The sequence below is a fragment of the Phytopseudomonas straminea genome, assembly GCF_900112645.1.
Classification (GTDB): domain Bacteria; phylum Pseudomonadota; class Gammaproteobacteria; order Pseudomonadales; family Pseudomonadaceae; genus Aquipseudomonas; species Aquipseudomonas straminea.
In genome coordinates, this window is the sequence record NZ_FOMO01000009.1 from 50,232 (window position 1) to 72,687 (window position 22,456).

The following is a 22,456-nucleotide window of genomic DNA, read 5'->3' on the forward strand; positions in this document are numbered from 1 at the left end:
GGGTTTTGTTTTGTAGCGCTTGGCGATCAGACCGCCGCGGCGGTATCCAGACGAACGCTTGGAGAAGCGTCGGTGTGGGAGTTGAACAATTCTGGCTTACTGGGTTTGGGCGTCAGGTTGTGCAGCGCCAACCAATCCTTCCAGCGAATCCGCTCGTCGCGCACCAGCCAGCCGTCCTGGGCAGCGAAGCTTTCCGCCAGCCACAGGCCGCGGGTATTGGCCGGGATTAGCTGGCCCTGGCGCAAGGTCAGCAGTTCGGCTGTAGGGCGGCCGCCTTCCAGCGGAATCAGATACAGATCCGGGCGGGCGTGATCCAGTCGGGCAATCAGTTTGCCATTCTCCAGGTGCTCATCGACGTGCAGCAGACTGGGTTGCCTGGCCTCTTTGGGCAGGTCCAGGCGCAGGTCGTAAACCAGCTGCAGCGAGGCGGTGGGTACATGCACGTAGGCACGGGGGCGTTCCAGCAAGGTCAGGTTGCCGCATTGCACCGGGCGAGTGGCGCCGGACAGTGGGCTGAGCCGAAAATGGACGTTCTCCCGGTACTTGAGTGCGCCCTCGTAGGGCGCCGGCAGCCAGGTGTCGCCGAAGCGGCCGTAGAGCCAGCCTTCGCTGGTTTCCAGCAGGCACTCTTCGGCCACTTCCTGCAGGGCAGTCAACAGCGGCAGGTTGAGTTCGTGGGCGGGCACGTAACCGGAGATCAGCTTGAGCACCACATCGCCGCGGTCATGGCGGCGCTGGCGCACCAGCAGCCAGTAGTCGCGGCCTTGCCAGTGCAGGGTCAGGCGTACCGAGACGCCCAGGTTGGCCAGCTCCACCGCGAAGCGCTGGCTGTCGGGCAGTTCGACCGGTTTGCGGCGTTCGAGCATTTCGCTGAAGTTCAGCGGGCGGCCGAGGCTCTGGTAGGCGATGCCGTCGGGCGTGGCCTCGACGTACAACGGCAGGGTCTTGAAGGTGGCGGGGTCCTTGCGGGAAATGATGCGCGGCATGTCGGCTCCTTCTTGCGTCGGGGTCGGCCGCCTGGGCGGCGTCAAAAGGCGTAATCGGAACGCCTGTCCATCACTCTGCTGATCCTCTGTTACCACTTTTAGTGCCGACAATAACCTCGGCTGCCACGGCCACGTTGTGGGCCAGGTGCAGCGGGTTGATGGTGCCGACGATGGCGCTAGCGACCCCGGGGTGTCCGAAGATCAGCTCGAAGCTGGCGCGTACCGGGTCGACGCCGCTGTCCAGGCAGACATGGCCGCTGGCCAGGGCTTTCTTGATCAGCACGCCTTTGGCGTGACTGGCAGCATAGTCCAATACCGGGCGCTCCTGCTGCTCGCCGAGGTTGTAGGTGACCATGGCGCAGTCGCCGCGCTCCAGGGCCAGCAGGCCGCCCTCGACCGTCTTGCCGGAGAAACCGAAGCCGCGAATCAGCCCGGCCTGCTTGAGTTCGGCCAGGGTGTCGTAGACCGCTTCGCGCTGCAGGATCGCCAGGTCGTCACCGTTGGAGTGCACCAGCACCAGGTCGACATAGTCCGTTTCCAGACGTTTCAGGCTGCGTTCCACCGAGCGCCGAGTGTGGGCGGCGGAAAAATCGAAATGCGACAGACCGTTGTCGAACTCCTCGCCGACCTTGCTGACGATCACCCAGTCATGGCGCTGGCCACGCAGCAGTGGGCCGAGGCGCTGTTCGCTGGTGCCATAGGCTGGCGCGGTATCGAGCAGGTTGATGCCCAGCTCGCGGGCCAGGCCGAGCAGCTGAAGGGCCTGCTGGTCATCGGGAATGGTGAAGCCGTTGGGGTATTTGACGCCTTGGTCGCGGCCCAGCTTGACGGTGCCCAGGCCAAGGGGGGAAACGTTCAGGCCGGTGGAGCCCAGCGGGCGGTGGAGGCTGTGCAGGTCGCGCATCAGAACGCCGCCTCCCACGCGGTGCGACCGATCACCGGGCGCGGCAGTTCGGGCAGGGCAGGGTGAGCAGCCGGGCGAATGCCGTCGCGTTCGAGATGGCTCAGCACGCGATCGGCGAAGTCCGGTGCCAGGGCCAGCTTGGTCGGCCAGCCGACCAGCAGCGCGCCCTGATCACTCAAGAAGGCATTGTCGGGGCGCACCAGGCCGCTTTGCGCCGGCTCGGCGCGCTCGACGCGCAGGGTCGCCCACTGCGCTGTGGACAAGTCGATCCAGGGCAGCAACTGACTGAGCTCCTTGCGCGCCGCTTCGATCTGCGCGGCTTCGTCGCGGGCCACGCCGTCGGCTTCGGCGAGGTCGCCACCCAGATACCAGACCCACTCGCCATCGGCGCTCGGGTGGCTGGTTACGGTGACACGCGGCTTCGGCCCGCCGCCCAGGCAGTGGGCGTACAGCGGTTTGAGGCTCGAGCCCTTGACCATCACCATGTGCAGCGGGCGTAGCTGCTGGGCTGGCTGAGGAACGTCGAGGCTGGCCAGCAGATCGGCATTGCCACGGCCGGCGCTGAGCACGATGCGCTGGGCACGGATCTCGCGACCGTCAACACGCAGGCCGACCAATCGGCCATTCTCGTGTAGCGGCTCGATGGCATCGGCGGCCAGCAGGCTATCGCCGGCCAGTTCGGCCAGACGGGCGATCAGGCTCGGTACGTCGACCACCAGCTCGGCCAGGCGATAGACCTTGCCCTTGAATTTCGGATGCTGCAGCGCCGGCGGCAGCTGCTCGCCCTTGACCTGGTCGACGCGGCCGCGCACCGCCTTGCTGGCGAAGAAACTGGTCAGGTTGCCGGCCAGGGTACCCGGCGACCACAGGTAATGGGCATCGGAGAGCAGGCGCACGCCGGAAAGGTCCAGTTCGCCGGCGCCGTCCAGCGCCTCGCGCCAGCGCCGCGGCATATCCGCGATGGCCTCGGAGGCACCCGTCAAAGCACCGTGCAGGGCGTACTTGGCGCCGCCATGGATGATGCCCTGGGACTTGACGCTCTGACCGCCGCCCAGGCTTTCGCGCTCCACCAGCAAGGTGGCGTAGCCCTTGGCGCGCAGCCGCGCGTTCAGCCACAGGCCGGCGACGCCGCCGCCGACGATCAGGACGTCTGTGCTCAGAGTTTGGGACATGCGTGCGCCTCTCAGAAAAACCGGCGCCCAGTATAACGCTCAGTGGCCGGTGACGCGGGAGAACAGCTGGATCACCACCACGCCGCTGACGATCAGGCCCATGCCCAGCACGGCCGGAAGATCCGGTTTCTGGTCGTAGACGAACATCGCCGCGATGCTGACCAGCACGATCCCCAGGCCGGCCCAGATGGCGTAGGCGATGCCCACCGGAATGGTGCGGACCACCAAGATCAGCATCCAGAAGGCGATGCTGTAACCGGCGATCACAAGCAGCAGCGGCAGGGGCTTGTTGAGACCATCCACGGCCTTCATGGAGGTGGTGGCGACGACTTCGGCGGCAATCGCCAGAGCGAGATAGAGATAACCATTCATCGGCAGCACTCCTCTTAACAGGCTGTCGATTTTACCGCTGCATGCTGTTAGGTAAACTCATTACCTATCTATATAGGAGATAGGTTGTGCGCTGGAGTCTTGAGCAGCTGGAAGTTTTCGTTGCCGTTGCCGAAGGGCATTCGTTTTCGGCGGTGGCGCGCCGGATGGGCCGTGTGCAGTCTGCGGTTAGCACAGCGGTGGCGACGCTGGAAGACGATCTCGGTGTGCGCCTGTTCGAGCGCAGCAGCGGCCGTCAGCCCCGCCTAACGGACGCGGGGCAGGCGCTGCTCGAGGAAGCCCGCGAGTTGCTGCGCCAGTGCGAGCGGCTGGAGGGGCGGGCGCTCGGCCTGGCCCAGGGCGAAGAGGCCTGCCTGCGACTCGCCCAGGATGAAGCCCTGCCGCTGCCGCCCGTACTCGATAGCCTGGAGGGCCTGGCGCGGGCTTTTCCCGGTGTAGAAGTGCAGATGACCAGTGGCGGGCAGGGCGTGGTGGCGCGCCGGCTAATCGAGCGGCGTGCCGATCTTGGCCTGCTGTTCCACCACGAAGGCATGCCGGCAGAGCTGGAGCGCCGGCGCTTGGGCATGGTGGAAATGGTCATGGTCTGCGGCGCCGGTCATTCGCTGGCGCAGGCCGGTGCGGTCGGGCGGCGGGAGCTGGCGCGCCACCGCCAGCTGTTGATCACCCTGCAAGACACCCAATACCCTGGCAACGAACGGATCAGCCCATCAGCCTGGCATGCGGACAGCTTCTATTCGATGGCCGAGCTGCTGATGCGCAACCTGGGCTGGGCCTGTCTGCCGCGACATGTGGCCCAGTACCCGACCTATCGGGACCACTTGGTAGAGCTGAGCAGCGACTGGATTGCGCCGCCGCTGCCGCTGGAAATGGTCTTTCGTCGTGACGAGGCGCTAGGGCCGGCTGCCCAGTGGCTGGCCACGGCGCTGACCGAGCGTTTGCGGGTCCTCAAGGCATGAGCCCGTGGCGCGACTTGTGCTGCCCCGCCCGCATCCCTAAGCTTCGCCGCCATGAACCGACATCTCTATAGCCTGCTGTTTCACTTCTGTCTGCCGCTGATCGGCCTGCGGCTGGCCTGGCGGGCCTGGCGGGCGCCGGCCTATGCCAGGCGTATCGGCGAACGCTTCGCCCTGCTGCCGCCACTGCGGCCCGGTGGCATCTGGGTGCATGCCGTGTCGGTGGGCGAGAGCATCGCCGCGGCGCCGCTGGTGCGCGAGCTGCTGGCGCGCTACCCGGATCTGCCGATCACCCTGACCTGCATGACGCCCACCGGCTCCGAGCGCATCCGTGCGCTGTTTCCCGAGGCGCAGTTCGCCGGCCGCGTGCAGCACTGCTACCTGCCCTACGACCTGCCCTGGGCTGCGGCGCGCTTTCTCAAGCAGGCGCGACCGAAGCTCGCAGTGATCATGGAGACCGAACTGTGGCCCAACTACATCCACCAGTGCGCGTGCCGTGGCATTCCGGTGGCGCTGGCCAATGGTCGCTTGTCCGCGCGCTCGGCCAGGGGCTACGGGCGTTTCGCCAAACTCACTGCGCCGATGCTCGCCGAGCTGAACCTGCTCGCAGTGCAGACCCAGGTCGAAGCCGAGCGCTTTATCGCCCTTGGTGCGCGACCCGAAGCCGTCGAGGTGACCGGGTCCATCAAGTTCGACCAACAGGTGGACGCCGAGGTGAGCGCCCGTGCCAGCGCGCTGCGCGAGCAATGGCAGGCGCGTCAGCGGCCGGTGTGGATCGCTGCGAGCACCCGCGAGGGCGAGGATGCGCTGGTGATTCAGGCGCACCGGCGATTGCTCGCCAGCCAGCCGGATGCCTTGCTGATTCTGGTGCCGCGCCATCTGGAGCGTTTCGATACGGCCGCGACGCAACTGCGTGAAGCGGGGCTGACCTTTGTGCGTCGCTCTTCGGGCGAAGCGGTCGGTCCCGAGGTGCAGGTGCTGCTTGGCGACAGCATGGGCGAGCTGATGTTTCTCTACGCCCTGGCCGATATCGCCTTTGTCGGCGGCAGCCTGGTCGAGACCGGCGGCCACAACCCGCTGGAGCCGGCAGCGCTGGGCTTGCCGGTGATCATGGGGCCACATCGCTTCAACTTCCTGGAAATCACCGCCCAGCTGCTGGAGCACGGCGCGCTCTGCGAAGTGGCGGATGCCGACGCGCTTGGCGATCAGGTCGCAGTGCTGCTGGCTAATTTCATGCGTGCAGCCGCCATGCGCGAGGCAGGGCTTGCGGTACTCAAGGCCAATCAGGGGGCGCTAAAGCGTCTGCTGGATGGGTTGGGGAGGCTGCTCGTTTAAGGCCTGCTCAATTGGCCTGGATGCGGCTGCAACGCTGCGCACAGCAGCGATTCATTGTGTGAGCGGGCGGGGGCGCCTAGTCCACGCCCGCGATTTCGCGCGCATGGCGCGCTCCCACGATTGGCTGCTTAACAACTGCCTTTGTATTTCTCGTCCTGACTGCCCGCGTGCTTACTCGCCCTGCAGCTGCGCTTCCCCTGCCTTGGCCAGATCCGAGGGCAGGAAGTCGCGGTCCGGGTTGTAATCCGGTTTCAAGTAGGCGCCCAACGCTTGCAGGTCGGCGGGGCTGAGGGTGCCGGCGGCCTGCTTGAGGCGCAGGTTGTTGAGGATGTAGTCGTAGCGCGCGTCGTTGTAATTGCGCACCGCACTGTACAGCTGGCGCTGGGCATCGAGCACATCGACGATGTTGCGGGTGCCGACCTGATAGCCGATTTCCGTGGCTTCCAACGCGCTCTGGTTGGAGATGATCGACTGGCGGCGCGCCTGCACGGTTTCCACGTCGGTGCTCACGGCGCGAAAAAGATTGCGGGTGTTCTGCACCACCTCGCGGCGCATGCCTTCGCGGCGCTGCTCGGACTGGCTCAGACGCTGGTAGGCCTCGCGCGCCTGGGAACTGGTCAGGCCGCCGCTGTACAGCGGGATGTTCAGCTCCAGGCCGATGGTGCGCTGCGATACGTCGCTGCCGTAGTTTTGCCCGGTGTAGTTGGGGTTGCTCAGGCCGAAACCATCGTTGTCTCCGCGCTTGTAGCTGGCCACCGCATCCAGGGTCGGCGCGTGGCCGGCCTTGCGCTGGCGCAGGCTCTGTTCGGCGGCATCCACCGCGAAGTTGCTGGCCTGCAGATTGAGGTTCTGCGCCGCCGCTGTATTGACCCAGGCGGTGGCGTCATTGGGCATCGGGGTGAGGATCGGCAGGCTGTGCTGAATGCCTTCGATGCTGCGATATTCGCGGTTGGTCAGGGTGACCAGCGCCTGGAGGGCGTCCTCGACCTGGCGCTGGGCGGCGATGCGGTTGGCCCGCGCGCTGTCGAAGCCGGCCTGGGCCTGAAGCACGTCGGTCTTGTCCGAGAGGCCGACATCGAAGCGCTCGTTGGCCTGGTCGAGCTGGCGGTTGAAGGCGGCTTCTTCGGCCTTGGTCGAGGCCAGGTTGTCCTGGGCGCGCAGCACCGAGAAATAGGCTTCGGCGCTCTGCAGAATCAGGTTCTGCTCATTGGCCGAAAGCTCCAGCGCCGCCTGTTCGCTGACTGCCTCAGCAGCCTGCAGCTGGAACCAGCGATCGGCACGGAACAGCGGCTGGCTGAGGTTGGCCTGGTACACCGTGGCGCTGCGCGACTGGGTGGCGGCAGGTTGTTCCAGGGCCGTGCGGGTATCGCTGACCTGGGCGCCGGCGCTGAGGTTGGGCAGCAGACCGGCACGGGCCTGGGGCACGCCTTCGCGGCGCGCCAGGTAATCGGCGCGAGCGGCGGCCAGGTCGGTGTTGTTGGCGGCGGCTTCCTGATACACCGACATCAGGTCGGTACGCACCGAGGGCGGCGCGGGGTCTGCCCAGGCCGTGGCGGTTGATGTGGCGGTCACGGCAACGGCCAGGGAGAGTCTGCGCAGCATGTCGGTGGATCCTAGAGGGGCAGTAGCAGGCGAGACTAAGCCCGGCCACCGGGGTGGTCAAGGCGCGGCGCCAGTGGCCGCAATGCGACCGGCGGGTCTGCTGGCGATTGCCGCCACCCGCGGCTGTCAGTAGACTGGCCGGGTTCTTGTCGGGGTGCCTCGAATCGGAGGCTGAGATCGGAGAGTTCCGGATCCCGTTGAACCTGATCAGGTTAAGGCCTGCGTAGGGAACAAGAGGTATCCGCTCCGGCACCCGCTGGATGGATTCCCCCACACCGCACTCGTGGTGTGCCCGCGCCCTGGCTGTTTGATCATGCCGGCGCTCGTCACGATCTCCGCATGTTCAAGCAGCTCGGGCCCGGCGTTGGCTCATCGCGCGTGCCCGTCAGGTTCTCCCCGACATCCAGCCGAGGAGCCAACCGATGAGCGTCAAACAACAACAGCAGAACCTCAGTGAGTCGGCCAAGGTCGACCAGCAGTCGATTCAGCCTTTCCCCCGTTCCCAGAAGATCTACGTGCAGGGCAGTCGCCCGGATATTCGCGTACCGATGCGCGAAATCAGCCTGGACGTCACGCCGACCGACTTCGGTGGCGAGATCAACGCCCCGGTCACCGTCTACGACACTTCCGGCCCCTACACCGACCCCAGCGTGACCATCGACGTGCGCAAGGGCCTGGTCGATGTGCGCAGCGCCTGGATTGAGGATCGTGGCGACACCGAGCGCCTGGATGGCCTGTCCTCCGAATTCGGTCAGCGCCGCCTGGCCGATGAAGAGCTGACCAAGATGCGCTTCGCCCACGTGCGCAACCCGCGCCGGGCCAAGGCTGGCAAGAACGTCAGCCAGATGCACTACGCACGTCAGGGCATCATCACGCCGGAGATGGAATACGTCGCCATCCGCGAGAACATGAAGCTCGCCGAGCACCGCGCAGCCGGTTTGCTGAACGAGCAGCATGGCGGCAACAGCTTTGGCGCCAGCATCCCCAAGGAAATCACCCCCGAGTTTGTGCGTGATGAAGTGGCCCGTGGCCGTGCCATCATCCCGGCCAACATCAACCACACCGAGCTGGAGCCGATGATCATCGGCCGCAATTTCCTGGTGAAGATCAACGGCAACATCGGCAACTCGGCGCTGGGCTCTTCCATTGAAGAAGAAGTCGCCAAGCTGACCTGGGGCATCCGCTGGGGCTCGGACACGGTAATGGACCTGTCCACCGGCAAGCATATCCACGAAACCCGCGAGTGGATCATCCGCAACTCGCCGGTACCGATCGGCACGGTACCGATCTACCAGGCATTGGAAAAGGTGAACGGTGTGGCCGAAGACCTGACCTGGGAGTTGTTCCGCGACACGCTGATCGAGCAGGCCGAGCAGGGTGTGGATTACTTCACCATTCATGCCGGCGTGCTACTGCGCTATGTGCCGCTGACCGCCAAGCGGGTCACCGGCATCGTCAGCCGCGGCGGCTCGATCATGGCCAAGTGGTGCCTGGCGCACCACAAGGAGAATTTCCTCTACACCCACTTCGAGGAAATTTGCGAAATCATGAAGGCCTACGACGTCAGCTTCTCGCTGGGCGACGGCCTGCGCCCCGGCTCGATTGCCGACGCCAACGACGCTGCCCAGTTCGGTGAGCTGGAAACCTTGGGCGAACTGACCAAGATCGCCTGGAAGCACGACGTGCAGTGCATGATCGAAGGCCCCGGCCACGTGCCGATGCAACTGATCAAGGAGAACATGGACAAGCAGCTCGAGTGCTGCGACGAGGCGCCGTTCTACACCCTCGGCCCGCTGACCACCGACATTGCGCCGGGCTACGACCACATCACCTCGGGCATCGGTGCGGCGATGATCGGCTGGTTCGGCTGCGCTATGCTCTGCTACGTGACCCCGAAGGAACACCTGGGCCTGCCGAACAAGGATGACGTCAAGACCGGCATCATCACCTACAAGATCGCCGCCCATGCTGCCGACCTGGCCAAAGGTCATCCGGGCGCGCAGATCCGCGACAACGCGCTGAGCAAGGCGCGTTTCGAGTTCCGCTGGGAAGACCAGTTCAACCTCGGCCTCGACCCGGACACCGCACGCGCCTATCACGACGAGACGCTGCCCAAGGAGTCGGCCAAGGTTGCCCACTTTTGCTCCATGTGCGGGCCGAAGTTCTGTTCGATGAAGATCACGCAGGAAGTACGCGAGTACGCCCGGGAGAACGGCCTGTCTGACGAGAGCAAGGCGGTGGAGGCGGGCTTCAAGGAGCAGGCCGAGCGTTTCAAGGAGGAGGGCTCGGTGATTTACCGGCAGGTGTAAAACTGCAGCCGCAAGCGCAATGAGCATCACGCTTGCAGCTGACTATCCCTCTTTAACGTGCTGCGCCGGGCATATATGCCGGGCGCAGGATGCCCTGCAGCTGGCTGTAAGGAATCAGAATTTCCGGGTGGCCGTCGGCGTAAGGCGCCAGGCGTGCCACGTCGTACTTGAGCATCACCGCATCGGGGTTCAGAGCGATGTTGGCGGTGCGCTCGAACGGCCAGGTCTTGCGGTACTCCGTATCGTTGCCGTGGCCCTGGGCGATCAGCCAGGCCTGGTGGGCGCGCGCGGCGATCTGCCAGAACGCCGCTTCCTCGCCCGGCACCAGCATGTCCTGCAGGCTCAGCACCTTGTTCTGCGTTCGGTCGTAGTTCAGGTAGGTGCGCCCGGGTACACCGTGGGCGCCGCCGATGAAGTGATAGCTGGACAGCTCGATCACCACCAGTTGGTCATGCTGGCTGAGTACCTTGGCCTGCAGGTAGCTGACCCAGCCCGGTTTGCCATTGGCCAGAAACTCGCGCTCGTGTTCGGCCAGCGACGCCGGGCGGTTGCCGGTGGCTGCTTTGACCAGGTCGAGCAGGGTGGCTTCGATGCGCGCATTGAGCGCGGGCTGGCCGGTTATTGGCTGCAGTTCCACATTGACCAGCGGGCAATCCTGGCCGCTGCAGTCGGCCGGCTTGTGTTCCCATTTCTCGTGGGTGGTGGCGATGCCTTCAGGCTGTTCGGAGCGGGACAGGCTCTGGCAGGCGCCAAGCAGCAGGGCGAGGCCGAGGAGGGCGCCGAGACGGGCAATGCGGGACATGTTCATGCAGGAAAAAGCCATTGGCAGAGGACGGGCGTTCGACTGCCTGACGGCAGGGTAGTTCGCGATTATTCGTCAATGCAGGCGGATCGGCCAGGCTTTCGCCGCATCGCTTGCCGGGGAGCCTTAACAGCCCCTAGGATGGCCCCATTGTGTACAGCTCAACGAGAGACCAGCAGATGACCGAAACCTTTACCCCCGGCCCGGACGCGGTGGAAATCATCGAGCGTGAGGAATGCTTTCGCGGGTTCTATCGCCTGGATCGTTTCCACCTGCGTCATCGGCAGTTCTCCGGCGAAATGGGTCCGGTGCTGCGTCGCGAACTGTTCATCCGCCACGACGCGGTGTGTGTGCTGCCCTACGACGCGGTAACCGACAGCGTGGTGCTGATCGAGCAGTTCCGGGTCGGCGCCATGCACAAGGCCACCAATCCCTGGCTGGTCGAACTGGTCGCCGGGCTGATCGACAAGAACGAAGAGCCGGACGAAGTCGCCCTGCGCGAAGCCGAGGAGGAGGCCGGCCTGACGCTGACCTCGCTGTGGCCGATGACACGCTACTTCCCGTCGCCCGGCGGCTCGGATGAATTCGTGCATCTGTTCCTCGGCCGCTGCGACAGCACTGGCGTAGGCGGCATCCACGGCCTGGAGGAAGAAGGCGAAGACATTCGCGTGCAGGTATGGCCCTTCGAGGATGCCCTGCAGGCGGTCAAGGACGGCAAGATCAACAACGCGGCGAGTATCATTGCCCTGCAGTGGCTGGCGCTCAACCGTGCCGAGGTCCGGGGTCTATGGGGTTGAATCTGCTGCGCGAGCGCTACCGGGTCGACTTGATCGAGCTGCAAGCGGCTTGCGAAGCCAACTATGCGCGGCTGATGCGCCTCTTGCCTGGCATGCGTGAGGCCCAGGGTGCGCGGCGCGTGGCTCTCAGTCAGGGCGAGCGGCAGCTGGGCGTGCTGGCTCTGGAGGTGGTCGAGAGCTGCCCCTATACCTCCACGGTGCAGGTGCGTCAGGAGCACAGCCTGCCGTGGCTGCCGGTGCCGCAGTTGGAAGTGCGCGTCTACCATGACGCGCGCATGGCCGAAGTCACCGGCGCCCAGAGCGCACGGCGCTTTCGCGGCATCTATCCCTATCCCAACGCCGCCATGCATCAGCCGGACGAGAAAACTCAGCTCAACGTGTTTCTCGGCGAATGGTTGAGCCACTGCCTGGCATGCGGGCACGAAACCGAGTCATTGATTTGATTGATGGCCTATGGCCATGAAAATGCATCGGCTTTCTGTGAACCAGTGCTTGTTTGCGGGTTTACCACCTCGTTTGACGCTTCCATAATTCGCACTCATTCAAGGAGACGTACCTTGGCGCGTGCGGCCGTTCCCCCCTCTGTCGATTCCTCGGTGCTGCTGGTGCAGCTCACCGACAGCCATCTGTTCGCCGATGACAGCGGCCGGCTGCTGGGCATGGACACCGCGGAAAGTCTGCGCCGGGTGGTCGAGCAGGTGCTCAAGGAGCAACCGGCCATCGACATGATCCTGGCCACCGGTGACCTGTCCCAGGACGGTACGGCGGCTTCCTACGCACGCTTCGTCGAGTTGAGCCACTCCATCGACGCCCCGGCCCGCTGGATTCCTGGCAACCATGACGACATTCACACCATGCAGGCCGCCTGCGTGGGCACCGATCTGCTCGAGCCGATCGTCGATCTGGGTAACTGGCGGGTCACGCTGCTCGACTCGTCGATCCCGGGCGCTGTGCCGGGTTACCTGCAGGAATCCCAGCTGGTGCTGCTGGAACGTGCGCTGAGCGAGGCGCCGGATCGTCATCACCTGATCTGCCTGCACCACCACCCGGTGGATATCGGCTGCCAGTGGATGGCGCCGATCGGCCTGCGTAATCCGGATGCGTTGTTCTCGCTGCTGCAACGCTTTCCCCAGGCGCGCGCCGTGCTCTGGGGCCACGTGCACCAGACCATCGACACCCGCCGTGGCGACCTGCGCCTGCTGGCGTCGCCGTCGACCTGCGTGCAGTTCACCCCGGGTAGTGAAGACTTCCAGGCCGACAGTGCGGCGCCAGGTTATCGCTGGCTGCGTCTGCACGACGACGGGCGCCTTGATACCGGCGTATCGCGGGTCGAAGGCTTCGTCTTCGAGCCCGACTACAACGTTGGCGGCTACTGAGACGCGCGGGCGGCAACAGCAGCGCTTGCAGCCTGCTGGCTGGCACTAGTAGCCTCCCGTTATGACCAATACCATTCTTTATATCCACGGCCTCAACAGTTCGCCGGTTTCCACCAAGGCCAGCCAGTTGATCGCCGCCATGACCGACCGCGGCCTGCAGAACCAGTTGCGGGTTCCGGCCCTGCATCACCATCCTCGCCAGGCCATCGCCCAGCTCGAAGCCCTGATCGCCGAGCTGGGACGCCCCACGCTGGTCGGCAGCTCCCTGGGCGGCTACTATGCGACCCACCTGGCCGAGCGGCACGGGCTCAAGGCGCTGCTGATCAACCCGGCGGTGCGGCCCCACGAGTTGTTCGACGGCTACCTGGGCACGCAGACCAACCATTACAGCGGCGAAACCTGGGAACTGACCGAGGACCACGTGGCGGCCCTGGCTGAACTGGCCGTCGAGCCGCCTGCGGACCCGGCGCGTTATCAGGTGTGGCTGCAGACCGGCGACGAAACCCTCGACTACCGGCGCGCCCAGGCCTATTACCGGCACTGCGCCCTGCGCATCGAAGCGGGTGGCGACCACGGTTTCCAGGGTTTCGCCGAGCGCCTGCCGATGTTGTTCGCCTTTGCCGGCATTGCGCCCGCCAGCTGAGCGGGCGCTGCCAATCCCCGATCAATCAGAGCATTGCAGAGACCCATGGCCCAGCAAAACGCCTACAACGCCGATGCCATCGAAGTGCTTTCCGGCCTCGACCCGGTGCGCAAGCGCCCGGGGATGTACACCGACACCACTCGCCCCAACCACCTGGCCCAGGAAGTCATCGACAACAGTGTCGACGAAGCCCTGGCCGGCCACGCCAAGTCCATTCAGGTGATCCTCCACGAGGACAACTCCCTGGAAGTGATCGACGACGGCCGTGGCATGCCGGTGGACATCCACCCTGAAGAAGGCGTGCCCGGTGTCGAGCTGATCCTTACCAAGCTGCACGCCGGCGGCAAGTTCAGCAACAAGAACTACCAGTTCTCCGGCGGCCTGCACGGTGTCGGCATCTCGGTGGTCAACGCCTTGTCGACCCGCGTGGAGGTGCGCGTCAAGCGCGACGGCAGCGAGTACTCCATGGCCTTCGCCGACGGTTTCAAGGCCAGCGACTTGGAAGTGATCGGCAGCGTCGGCAAGCGCAACACCGGCACCAGCGTGCACTTCTGGCCGGACGCCAAGTATTTCGATTCCCACAAGTTCTCGGTCAGCCGCCTCAAGCACGTGCTCAAGGCCAAGGCCGTGCTGTGCCCCGGCCTGGCGGTGAGCTTCCACGACAAGGCCAGTAACGAAAAAGTCGAGTGGCTGTACGAAGACGGCCTGCGCTCGTACCTGGTCGATGCGGTCAGCGAATTCGAGCGCCTGCCCAACGAGCCCTTCTGCGGCAGCCTGGCCGGCAACAAGGAAGCCGTGGACTGGGCGCTGCTGTGGCTGCCCGAAGGCGGCGACGCGGTGCAGGAAAGCTACGTCAACCTGATCCCCACGGCCCAGGGCGGCACCCACGTCAACGGCCTGCGTCAGGGCCTGCTGGACGCCATGCGCGAGTTCTGCGAGTTCCGCAACCTCTTGCCGCGTGGCGTCAAACTGGCGCCTGAAGACGTCTGGGAGCGCATCGCCTTCGTCCTGTCGATGAAGATGCAGGATGCCCAGTTCTCCGGACAGACCAAGGAGCGCCTGTCGTCTCGCGAGGCCTCGGCGTTCGTTTCCGGTGTGGTCAAGGACGCCTTCAGTCTGTGGCTCAACGCCCACCCGGAATTCGGCCAGCAGCTCGCCGAACTGGCTATCAGCAATGCCAGCCGCCGCCTCAAGGCGGGCAAGAAGGTCGAGCGCAAGAAGATCACCCAGGGCCCGGCGCTGCCCGGCAAGCTGGCCGATTGTGCTGGCCAGAACCCGCTGCGCTGCGAGCTGTTCCTGGTCGAGGGGGATTCGGCCGGCGGCAGCGCCAAACAGGCGCGGGACAAGGAGTTTCAGGCGATCATGCCGCTGCGCGGCAAGATCCTGAACACCTGGGAAGTGGACGGCGGCGAGGTGCTGGCCAGCCAGGAGGTGCATGACATCGCCGTGGCCATAGGTATCGACCCCGGCTCCAACGATCTCTCCGGGCTGCGCTACGGCAAGATTTGCATCCTCGCCGACGCCGACTCCGACGGCCTGCACATCGCCACGCTGCTCTGCGCGCTGTTCGTGCGCCACTTCCGACCGCTGGTCGACGCCGGTCATGTCTACGTGGCCATGCCGCCGCTGTACCGCATCGATCTGGGCAAGGACATCTACTACGCCCTCGACGAGGCCGAGCGCGACGGCATTCTCGATCGCCTGGTGGCCGAGAAGAAGCGTGGCAAGCCCCAGGTCACCCGCTTCAAGGGTCTGGGCGAGATGAACCCGCCGCAGCTGCGCGAAACCACCATGGACCCCAACACCCGCCGCCTGGTGCAGCTGACCCTCGAAGACTTCGAGGGCACCCGCGAAGTGATGGACATGCTGCTGGCCAAGAAGCGCGCCGGCGACCGCAAATCCTGGCTGGAGTCCAAGGGCAACCTGGCTGAGGTGTTGCTCTGATGCGCCGACTGGCCGGCGCCCTGCTGCTCGCTGCCATGACGCCGGTACTGGCCGACATGCCGCCGCTGGAAGAGCTCAAGCTGGTCAGCGAGCACCCGGTAGACGGTATGGATGCTGGCAACCTGTCGGGCCTGGCCTGGTGCGGCGATGCGCTGTGGGCGGTGTCCGACCGTGAAGATGATCGCCTGTACCGCCTGGATTCCTCGGCCACCGTCTGGCAGGCCGAAGCCGAGCGTTTCGTGGCGCCGCCCGCGCCGTCGATGCCGTTGCCCTGGGGCCTGCGCATGCGCACCTGGATGGCCGGGCTGGTGCGCGGCGGGCATCTTGACTTCGAAGGCATTGCCTGTGACGCCAGGGGCGATCGCTACCTGGTCAGCGAAGCCCGCGCGGCGGTGCTGCAGGTGCCGCCAGCCGCCGACGCGCAGTGGCTGAACCTGCCTGAAGGCATGGTGCGCCAGGCCCGGGCCAGCGGCATGCTGCTGAACTTCAACGCGCTGTTCGAAGGCATCGCCATCGACCCGGCCGGCGAGCGCCTGTGGCTGGCGGCGGAAAAGGAGCGTCGTGGCCTGGTGATTGTGCATAACCGCAACAACGCCTGGCGCTGCGAGGGTGGTTGCGTGCTGCTCAACGAGGGCGGTGAAGAAATCTCGCCCGAAGCGCTGGGCGGCCGGTCCGCGCCGGTGGACTTCTCCGATGTGGCCTTCTTCGAGGAGAAACTCTACACCCTGGAGCGCCAGGCCCATCGCATCTGCCGGCGCACGCCGGCCAATGGCGAGGTCGAGCGCTGCTGGTCGTTCGTCGCCGAAGCGCTGACCGACGCGCGCCGCTATCCCGTGCATTACGGCATGGCCGAGGCGTTGTCCGTTGACGCGCAGGGCGCCTGGATCGGCGTCGACAACGGTAGCCAAACCCGCAGCGATGGCGAGAAGCGCCCGATCGTCTGGCGCTTCGCCGCACCGGCCGGTGGCTGGGGTGCCGTGCAGTGAGCGAGCAGACCGTCGGGCGTCGAGCCGGCCGGGTGATGCTGGTGCTCGCCTGGGGCGCCGGCCTGCTGTTGGCCACGCATTTCTTCGGCAAGTGGGAAGAGGACAAGAGCCATCCCAATCGCCAGCCGGAATCGGTGCACGGCAGCGGCTACGTCGAAGTGCGCCTGGCCAGCAGCCCCGGCGGCCATTACCGGGTCGACGGGCAGATCAACGGCGAGGCGGCGAGCTTTCTGCTCGACACCGGCGCCACCCAGGTGGCGATTCCCAGCCAGGTCGCCAGCGATCTTGGCTTGCAAGCCGGCGCGCCGGTGCAGATCCGTACCGCCAACGGCATCGCCACGGCGCATCGCACGCGCCTGGAGCGTCTGCAACTCGGCGATATCGTGCTGCACGACGTGTCGGCGTTGATCGCCCCGGGCATGGATGGCGATGAGATCCTGCTGGGCATGAGCGCCTTGAAACAACTCGAATTCAGTCAGAAGGGCGGCAGCCTGGTGCTGCGCCAATCAACCTTGCAATGAGGCACGCATGAGCGAAACCCTCGATCTGAGCCTGGACGGCGTCGAACGCCGTTCCCTTGCCGACTTCACCGAGCAGGCTTATCTCAATTACTCCATGTACGTGATCATGGATCGCGCGCTGCCGCATATCGGCGACGGTCTGAAGCCCGTGCAGCGCCGTATCGTCTATGCCATGAGCGAACTGGGCCTGGACGCCGACGCCAAGCACAAGAAGTCGGCGCGTACCGTCGGCGACGTGCTCGGCAAGTTCCACCCCCACGGCGACAGCGCCTGCTACGAAGCCATGGTGCTGATGGCGCAGCCGTTCAGCTACCGCTATACGCTGGTCGACGGTCAGGGCAACTGGGGTGCGCCGGACGATCCCAAGTCCTTCGCCGCCATGCGCTACACCGAGGCGCGCCTGTCGCGCTATTCCGAGGTGCTGCTCAGCGAGCTGGGCCAGGGCACCGTGGACTGGGTGCCGAACTTCGACGGCACCCTGAACGAGCCGGCGACCCTGCCGGCACGGCTTCCCAACCTGCTGCTCAACGGCACCACCGGCATCGCCGTGGGCATGGCCACCGACGTACCGCCGCACAACCTGCGCGAAGTGGCCGCCGCTTGCGTGCGCCTGATCGACGAGCCCAACGCCACGGTCGAACAGCTGTGCGAACACGTACAGGGTCCGGATTACCCGACCGAGGCGGAAGTCATCACGCCGCGTGCCGACCTGCTGAAGATCTACGAAACCGGCCGCGGCTCGGTGCGCATGCGCGCCGTGTACAGCGTCGAAGACGGCGACATCGTGGTCACCGCGCTGCCGCATCAGGTCTCCGGTTCCAAGGTGCTGGAGCAGATCGCCAGCCAGATGCAGGCCAAGAAACTGCCGATGGTCGCCGACCTGCGCGACGAGTCGGACCACGAGAACCCGTGCCGCATCGTTATCATCCCGCGTTCCAATCGCGTCGATGCCGACGAGCTGATGACTCACCTGTTCGCCACTACCGATCTGGAATCCAGCTACCGGGTCAACACCAACGTCATCGGCCTGGATGGCAAGCCTCAGGTCAAGAACCTGCGGCAGATGCTCGTCGAATGGTTGCAGTACCGCCTGGGCACCGTGCGCCGCCGCCTGCAGTTCCGTCTGGACAAGGTCGAGAAGCGCCTGCACCTGTTGGAAGGCTTGCTGGTCGCCTTCCTCAATCTCGACGAAGTGATCCACATCATCCGTACCGAGGAGCATCCCAAGGCGCGCCTGATCGAGCGTTTCGAACTGAGCGAGATCCAGGCCGACTACATCCTCGACACCCGTCTGCGTCAGCTGGCGCGTTTGGAAGAGATGAAGCTGCGCAGCGAGCAGGACGAGCTGCTGAAGGAGCGCGACAAGCTGCTGGCCTTGCTGGGCAGCGAAGCCAAGCTGAAGAAGCTGGTACGCAAGGAAATTCTCGAGGACGCCGAGAAGTACGGCGACGACCGCCGTTCGCCGATCGTCGCCCGCGCCGAAGCCCGCGCCCTGTCGGAAACCGAGCTGATGCCGACCGAGCCGGTCACCGTGGTGATTTCCGAAAAGGGCTGGGTGCGCTGCGCCAAGGGCCATGATATCGACGCCACCGGCCTGTCCTACAAGGCTGGCGACGGCTTCAAGGCCGCGGCGCCCGGGCGCTCGAACCAGTACGCGGTGTTCATCGATTCCACCGGGCGCAGTTACTCGCTGGCCGCCCATTCGCTGCCGTCGGCCCGTGGCCAGGGCGAGCCGCTGACCGGCCGTCTGACACCGCCGCCGGGCGCCTCCTTTGAGTGCGTGCTGCTGCCCGATGATGAGGCGCTGTACGTGATCGCCTCCGATGCCGGCTACGGTTTCGTGGTCAAGGGCGAGGACCTGCAGGCCAAGAACAAGGCCGGCAAGGCGCTGCTCAGTTTGCCCAATGGTGCGCGCGTGGTGCCGCCACGGCCGCTGAATAACCGCGAGGAAGACTGGCTGGCGGCGGTGACCACCGAAGGCCGCCTGTTGCTGTTCAAGGTCGCCGACCTGCCGCAACTGGGCAAGGGCAAGGGCAACAAGATCATCGGCATTCCCGGTGACCGCGTGGCCAGCCGCGAGGAGTACCTCACCGACCTGGCGGTGCTGCCGGCGGGCGCCACTCTTGTATTGCAAGCTGGCAAGCGTACGCTGTCCTTGAAGGCCGATGACCTCGAGCACTACAAGGGCGAGCGCGGCCGGCGCGGCAACAAATTGCCGCGTGGTTTCCAGCGTGTGGACGGCCTGTTGGTCGAGTAACCCTGCTGGCCAATGGCCTGGGGCTGGAGTTCGCGGGCGGTTTATCGGATGATACCGCCCCTCGCATGCCCGCCGGACGGTGGGCCATCTGCCATCCTTTATTCAAGTCGTCGGGTGGCAGGCGCATTGCATGTGTACAGGGATTATTTGCACCGCGCAGGCGTAAGCCGGCGTGGTGATTCACCTATTTTTGTATTGGCATGTTCACCTGCCACGATCGCTGGCCCCGCTGCCAGCTGGAAGACATTGATGATTGCTAAGCGGCTTCCTCTCACCCTGCTTCTCACCGGTCTGCTGATGCTGACCGGCTGTTCGCACCTGATGCCCGTATCCCTCTATCAGCTCGACGGCGGCCCGGCGGCCACCAAGACGGCGGACAAGGATGGCATGAGCGTATTGCTGGGCCCGATTACCGTGGCCGATTACCTGCAGCGTGAAGCTCTGCTGCAACGCCAGGATGACGGCAGCCTGAGCCCCGCGATGACCTCGCGCTGGGCCGGCAGTCTGGCCACGGACCTGGATCGTCAGGTGCTGCGCCAGCTGTCCAACCGCATCAACAGCCAGCGCCTGGTGCTGGCCTCGGACAACCCCAACTACAAGGCCCAGGTGCAGGTGCTGCTGTCCATTACCCGCCTGGATTCCGGCCCGCGCCAACCGGCGGTGCTCGAAGGTCAATGGCGCCTGGTCGGCCGTGACGGGCAGTTGCTCGACACCCGCCTGGTGCACCTGGAAGAGAAGCACAAGGGTCCGATCGCCGATCAGGTGCGTGCCCAAAGCGCTGTAGTGCAGCAACTGGTCGACCAGTTGGCCACTGCGGTGAAGAACAGCGGCAGCAATCCGATTGCCGCCGAAGAACCGCGTCGCAAGGCGCCGGTGCCGGCTGCACGGCAGGAACCACCGAAGATGCCGGTGGCCGAGCCGATTCGTATCGACGCCGAAGTGTTTCGCTTTTGAGGCTGACGGGTCAGGCTTGGCCTGACCCGTTTTCGCCTTCCTCACGCTGGTAACCTTCCAGCACGCCCGCCGTGCTTATCGCCTCGTCGAGAAATACGGTCACAGCCGGATGCGCGCGCGCGCCCTTGCGGTAGGCCAGAAAGATCTTGCGCTGGATCGCCGGTGCCAGGCGCACGGCTGTGACGCCTTCCACCGGCCTGAGCAGGCGCAGGCCGGAAACCACCGAAATCGAATTGCCCGAGGCGACCATCGCCGCGACCATTTCGAAGCCCGCACAGTGGGCGTTGATGCGCGGCGTGAAGCCCGAGCGGCGGCACAGGTTGGCGATGAATTCGCCGAACGAGCTGTTGGTGGAGTCCAGCGCCCAGGCTTCATCTTGCAGGTCGGCAATGGTCAGCGTGGTGCGCGAAGCCAGCGGGTGGTTGGTCGGCAGCAGCACATGCAGGCGGTCCTCGGTCAGCGGAATCAGTTCGTAATGTTCCTGGCGCGCCTTGCTGGCGCCGGCCAGGTCATCGACCACCGCCACGTCGATCTGCCAGGCGCTCAGGGCGCTGAGGCTTTCCTGAGGCTCCAGGTCGGCGACCACCACTTCCAGGCGCGGGTAGGCCTGGCGCAGGTTGTGCACGATGGGCGCGACCAGCGCCACGGCGATGGACGGGAAGGCGGCAACGCGCAGCTCACCGGCGATCTCGCTGCGCAGCTGCGCCAGTTCCGAGCGCGCCTCGTCGAGAATCACCAGAATCCGCTCCACGTGGGCCACCAGCCGGGTACCGGCGGGCGTGAGCGCCACGCCGCGGCCACGCCGCTCGATTAACGCCACATCCGCCTCACGTTCCAGCTGGGCGACCTGCTGGGACACCGCCGAGGGCGTCAGGTGCAGAAACTCGGCGGTCGCCGCCATGGTGCCGCAACGGGCCAGTTCGCGAAGGGTGCGCAGGCGGATCAGATCCATGGGTGATACCTGAAAGGTAAGAATTACTAATCAATATAGTAAGAATAAATCAGTATACATAATGGAATGGCAGTCTTAGATTTTTCCTGTCGACGGTACGTAACCGGGTATCCGTCTCAACTCACAGAAGAAAAATACAGCCATGGCCGTCAGCGTATTCGACCTGTTCAAAGTGGGCATCGGCCCATCGAGCTCACACACCGTTGGCCCGATGCGTGCGGCCGCCCTGTTCACCCATGCATTGGAAAACCAGGGCCACATGCCCAATGTGGTGCGTGTGGTCGCCGAGCTGTACGGTTCGCTGGGCGCCACTGGCAAGGGCCATGGCAGTGACAAGGCGGTACTGCTCGGCCTTAGCGGCTATGAGCCGGATACCGTGGATGTCGAGCAGGTTCCTGGCTATATCGATGCCATTCGCACCGATAAGCGCATCACCTTGCCTGGTGGTCATTCGGTCGCTTTCAACGAGAAGACCGACCTCAAGATGATCCGCAAGGCGCTGCCGCTGCACGCCAACGGCCTGCGCTTCGCCGCCTTCGATGAGGCCGGGCTGCAGGTGCACGAGGCCACCTATTACTCGGTAGGCGGCGGTTTCGTGGTCAGCGAGGCGGTGCTCGCCGACGGCTCCAAGCACAAGGTCATCGCGCCGGACGCCACTACGCTGCCGCTGCCGTTTCGCACTGGTGCCGACCTGCTGCGTCTGAGCCGCGAGCATGGCGTGGGCATCGCCGAGATCATGCGCCGCAACGAGCGCCACTGGCGCACCGATGAAGAAATCGATAACGGTCTGCTGGGGATCTGGAAGGTGATGCAGGGCTGCGTCGAGCGCGGCTGCCGTACCGAAGGCATTCTGCCCGGCGGCTTCAAGGTGCGTCGCCGGGCGGCGATCCTGGCGCGCAAGCTGGGCGGCTTCCAGCGCAGCTACACCGAAGATCCGCTGCGCATGCTCGACTGGGTCAACCTCTGGGCCCTGGCGGTGAACGAAGAAAACGCAGCGGGTGGCCGCGTGGTGACCGCGCCCACCAACGGCGCCGCCGGCATCATCCCCGCCGTGCTGCATTACTACGCCAACGCGATTTCCGGTGCCAACGAGCGCGGCGTCATCGATTTTCTGCTCACCGCTGGCGCCATCGGCATTCTTTACAAGGAAAACGCTTCGATCAGCGGTGCCGAAGTGGGTTGCCAGGGCGAGGTCGGCGTGGCCTGTTCGATGGCTGCCGGTGCGCTGTGCGCGGTGCTTGGCGGCACTCCGGAGCAGGTCGAGAACGCCGCGGAAATCGGCATGGAGCACCACCTGGGCCTGACCTGCGACCCGGTCGGCGGCCTGGTACAGATCCCCTGCATCGAGCGTAACGCCATCGCTTCGGTAAAGGCCATCAACGCCGCACGCATGGCGCTGTATGGCGATGGTTCGCACTACGTGAGTCTGGACAAGGTGATCAAGACCATGCGCGAAACCGGCGCCGACATGCTGACCAAGTACAAGGAAACCGCCCGTGGCGGCCTGGCGGTGAATATCGTCGAGTGCTGAACCGAGCGCCTGCGCAAGCTACCGGATGCGCGGCCTGAAGGT

The 22,456-nt window shown here is 65.2% G+C and carries 20 protein-coding genes and 1 riboswitch; of the genes, 13 read left to right on the top strand and 7 right to left on the bottom strand.

The window, feature by feature from the left end; translation table 11 throughout:
• Nucleotides 1-26: 26 nt before the first annotated feature.
• The 4 genes from BM279_RS19010 to BM279_RS19025 all read right to left on the bottom strand — a co-directional run bounded on the left by BM279_RS19010 (nucleotide 27) and on the right by BM279_RS19025 (nucleotide 3,434).
• The gene (locus BM279_RS19010) at nucleotides 27-986 is read right to left on the bottom strand and encodes a metal ABC transporter ATPase (RefSeq protein ID WP_093506330.1); all 960 of its coding nucleotides are present in this window, start codon (nucleotides 984-986) and stop codon (nucleotides 27-29) included.
• 70 nt (nucleotides 987-1,056) lie between these two features.
• Nucleotides 1,057-1,890 (bottom strand): aldo/keto reductase, encoded by an 834-nt coding sequence (locus tag BM279_RS19015; RefSeq protein ID WP_093506332.1) that lies wholly within the window; start codon nucleotides 1,888-1,890, stop codon nucleotides 1,057-1,059.
• Nucleotides 1,890-3,062 (bottom strand): NAD(P)/FAD-dependent oxidoreductase, encoded by a 1,173-nt coding sequence (locus BM279_RS19020; protein ID WP_093506334.1) that lies wholly within the window; start codon nucleotides 3,060-3,062, stop codon nucleotides 1,890-1,892. The genes BM279_RS19015 and BM279_RS19020 overlap by 1 nt, the downstream gene beginning before the upstream one ends.
• Nucleotides 3,063-3,101: 39 nt before the next feature.
• Complete coding sequence (locus tag BM279_RS19025; protein WP_013793240.1) at nucleotides 3,102-3,434, bottom strand: DMT family transporter; 333 nt, start codon at nucleotides 3,432-3,434, stop codon at nucleotides 3,102-3,104.
• 86 nt (nucleotides 3,435-3,520) lie between these two features.
• Here BM279_RS19025 and BM279_RS19030 point away from each other — a divergent pair, with 86 nt between their 5' ends.
• Together BM279_RS19030 and waaA are read left to right on the top strand one after the other, a co-directional pair.
• Nucleotides 3,521-4,408: a LysR family transcriptional regulator gene (locus tag BM279_RS19030; RefSeq protein ID WP_093506336.1), complete on the top strand. Its 888-nt coding sequence runs from the start codon at nucleotides 3,521-3,523 to the stop codon at nucleotides 4,406-4,408.
• A gap of 51 nt (nucleotides 4,409-4,459) precedes the next feature.
• On the top strand, nucleotides 4,460-5,740 hold the full coding sequence (waaA, locus tag BM279_RS19035) for a lipid IV(A) 3-deoxy-D-manno-octulosonic acid transferase (RefSeq protein ID WP_093506338.1): 1,281 nt from the start codon (nucleotides 4,460-4,462) through the stop codon (nucleotides 5,738-5,740).
• A 171-nt stretch (nucleotides 5,741-5,911) separates the two neighbouring features.
• Here waaA and BM279_RS19040 read toward each other — a convergent pair whose 3' ends face one another.
• Nucleotides 5,912-7,342 carry a TolC family outer membrane protein gene (locus BM279_RS19040; RefSeq protein WP_093506340.1) on the bottom strand — a complete coding sequence of 477 codons (1,431 nt, stop codon included), beginning with the start codon at nucleotides 7,340-7,342 and terminating at the stop codon, nucleotides 5,912-5,914.
• A 140-nt stretch (nucleotides 7,343-7,482) separates the two neighbouring features.
• Nucleotides 7,483-7,589, top strand: a riboswitch (TPP riboswitch).
• A gap of 175 nt (nucleotides 7,590-7,764) precedes the next feature.
• Here BM279_RS19040 and thiC point away from each other — a divergent pair.
• Nucleotides 7,765-9,651 carry a phosphomethylpyrimidine synthase ThiC gene (thiC, locus tag BM279_RS19045; protein WP_093506342.1) on the top strand — a complete coding sequence of 629 codons (1,887 nt, stop codon included), beginning with the start codon at nucleotides 7,765-7,767 and terminating at the stop codon, nucleotides 9,649-9,651.
• A gap of 52 nt (nucleotides 9,652-9,703) precedes the next feature.
• Here thiC and BM279_RS19050 read toward each other — a convergent pair whose 3' ends face one another.
• On the bottom strand, nucleotides 9,704-10,459 hold the full coding sequence (locus tag BM279_RS19050; protein ID WP_244154191.1) for a DUF3298 and DUF4163 domain-containing protein: 756 nt from the start codon (nucleotides 10,457-10,459) through the stop codon (nucleotides 9,704-9,706).
• Nucleotides 10,460-10,632: 173 nt separating this feature from the next.
• Between BM279_RS19050 and BM279_RS19055 the strand changes: the two genes are divergently transcribed.
• The 9 genes from BM279_RS19055 (at nucleotide 10,633) to BM279_RS19095 (ending at nucleotide 19,931) form a co-directional block, all read left to right on the top strand.
• Nucleotides 10,633-11,250, top strand: coding sequence for an NUDIX domain-containing protein (locus BM279_RS19055; RefSeq protein WP_093506344.1), 618 nt, complete (start codon nucleotides 10,633-10,635; stop codon nucleotides 11,248-11,250).
• Nucleotides 11,241-11,693 carry a DUF1249 domain-containing protein gene (locus BM279_RS19060; protein ID WP_093506347.1) on the top strand — a complete coding sequence of 151 codons (453 nt, stop codon included), beginning with the start codon at nucleotides 11,241-11,243 and terminating at the stop codon, nucleotides 11,691-11,693. Before BM279_RS19055 ends, BM279_RS19060 begins: the two co-directional genes overlap by 10 nt.
• Nucleotides 11,694-11,807: 114 nt before the next feature.
• The gene (gene cpdA / locus BM279_RS19065; protein ID WP_093506349.1) at nucleotides 11,808-12,626 is read left to right on the top strand and encodes a 3',5'-cyclic-AMP phosphodiesterase; all 819 of its coding nucleotides are present in this window, start codon (nucleotides 11,808-11,810) and stop codon (nucleotides 12,624-12,626) included.
• A 61-nt stretch (nucleotides 12,627-12,687) separates the two neighbouring features.
• Complete coding sequence (locus BM279_RS19070) at nucleotides 12,688-13,269, top strand: YqiA/YcfP family alpha/beta fold hydrolase (protein WP_093506351.1); 582 nt, start codon at nucleotides 12,688-12,690, stop codon at nucleotides 13,267-13,269.
• A 45-nt stretch (nucleotides 13,270-13,314) separates the two neighbouring features.
• Nucleotides 13,315-15,213, top strand: a complete 1,899-nt coding sequence (gene parE, locus BM279_RS19075) for a DNA topoisomerase IV subunit B (protein WP_013793230.1) — start codon at nucleotides 13,315-13,317, stop codon at nucleotides 15,211-15,213.
• Nucleotides 15,213-16,199, top strand: a complete 987-nt coding sequence (locus BM279_RS19080) for an esterase-like activity of phytase family protein (RefSeq protein ID WP_093506353.1) — start codon at nucleotides 15,213-15,215, stop codon at nucleotides 16,197-16,199. The genes parE and BM279_RS19080 overlap by 1 nt, the downstream gene beginning before the upstream one ends.
• Entirely contained in the window at nucleotides 16,196-16,720 is a 525-nt protein-coding gene (locus BM279_RS19085; protein WP_093506355.1) for a retropepsin-like aspartic protease family protein, read from the top strand. Before BM279_RS19080 ends, BM279_RS19085 begins: the two co-directional genes overlap by 4 nt.
• 7 nt (nucleotides 16,721-16,727) lie before the next feature.
• Entirely contained in the window at nucleotides 16,728-18,977 is a 2,250-nt protein-coding gene (gene parC / locus BM279_RS19090) for a DNA topoisomerase IV subunit A (protein ID WP_093506357.1), read from the top strand.
• 249 nt (nucleotides 18,978-19,226) lie between these two features.
• Complete coding sequence (locus BM279_RS19095) at nucleotides 19,227-19,931, top strand: PqiC family protein (RefSeq protein ID WP_093506359.1); 705 nt, start codon at nucleotides 19,227-19,229, stop codon at nucleotides 19,929-19,931.
• Between the two features lie 10 nt (nucleotides 19,932-19,941).
• Here BM279_RS19095 and BM279_RS19100 read toward each other — a convergent pair whose 3' ends face one another.
• Entirely contained in the window at nucleotides 19,942-20,883 is a 942-nt protein-coding gene (locus BM279_RS19100) for a LysR family transcriptional regulator (RefSeq protein ID WP_093506361.1), read from the bottom strand.
• 142 nt (nucleotides 20,884-21,025) lie between these two features.
• Between BM279_RS19100 and BM279_RS19105 the strand changes: the two genes are divergently transcribed.
• The gene (locus BM279_RS19105) at nucleotides 21,026-22,414 is read left to right on the top strand and encodes an L-serine ammonia-lyase (RefSeq protein WP_093506363.1); all 1,389 of its coding nucleotides are present in this window, start codon (nucleotides 21,026-21,028) and stop codon (nucleotides 22,412-22,414) included.
• Nucleotides 22,415-22,456 lie beyond the last annotated feature (42 nt).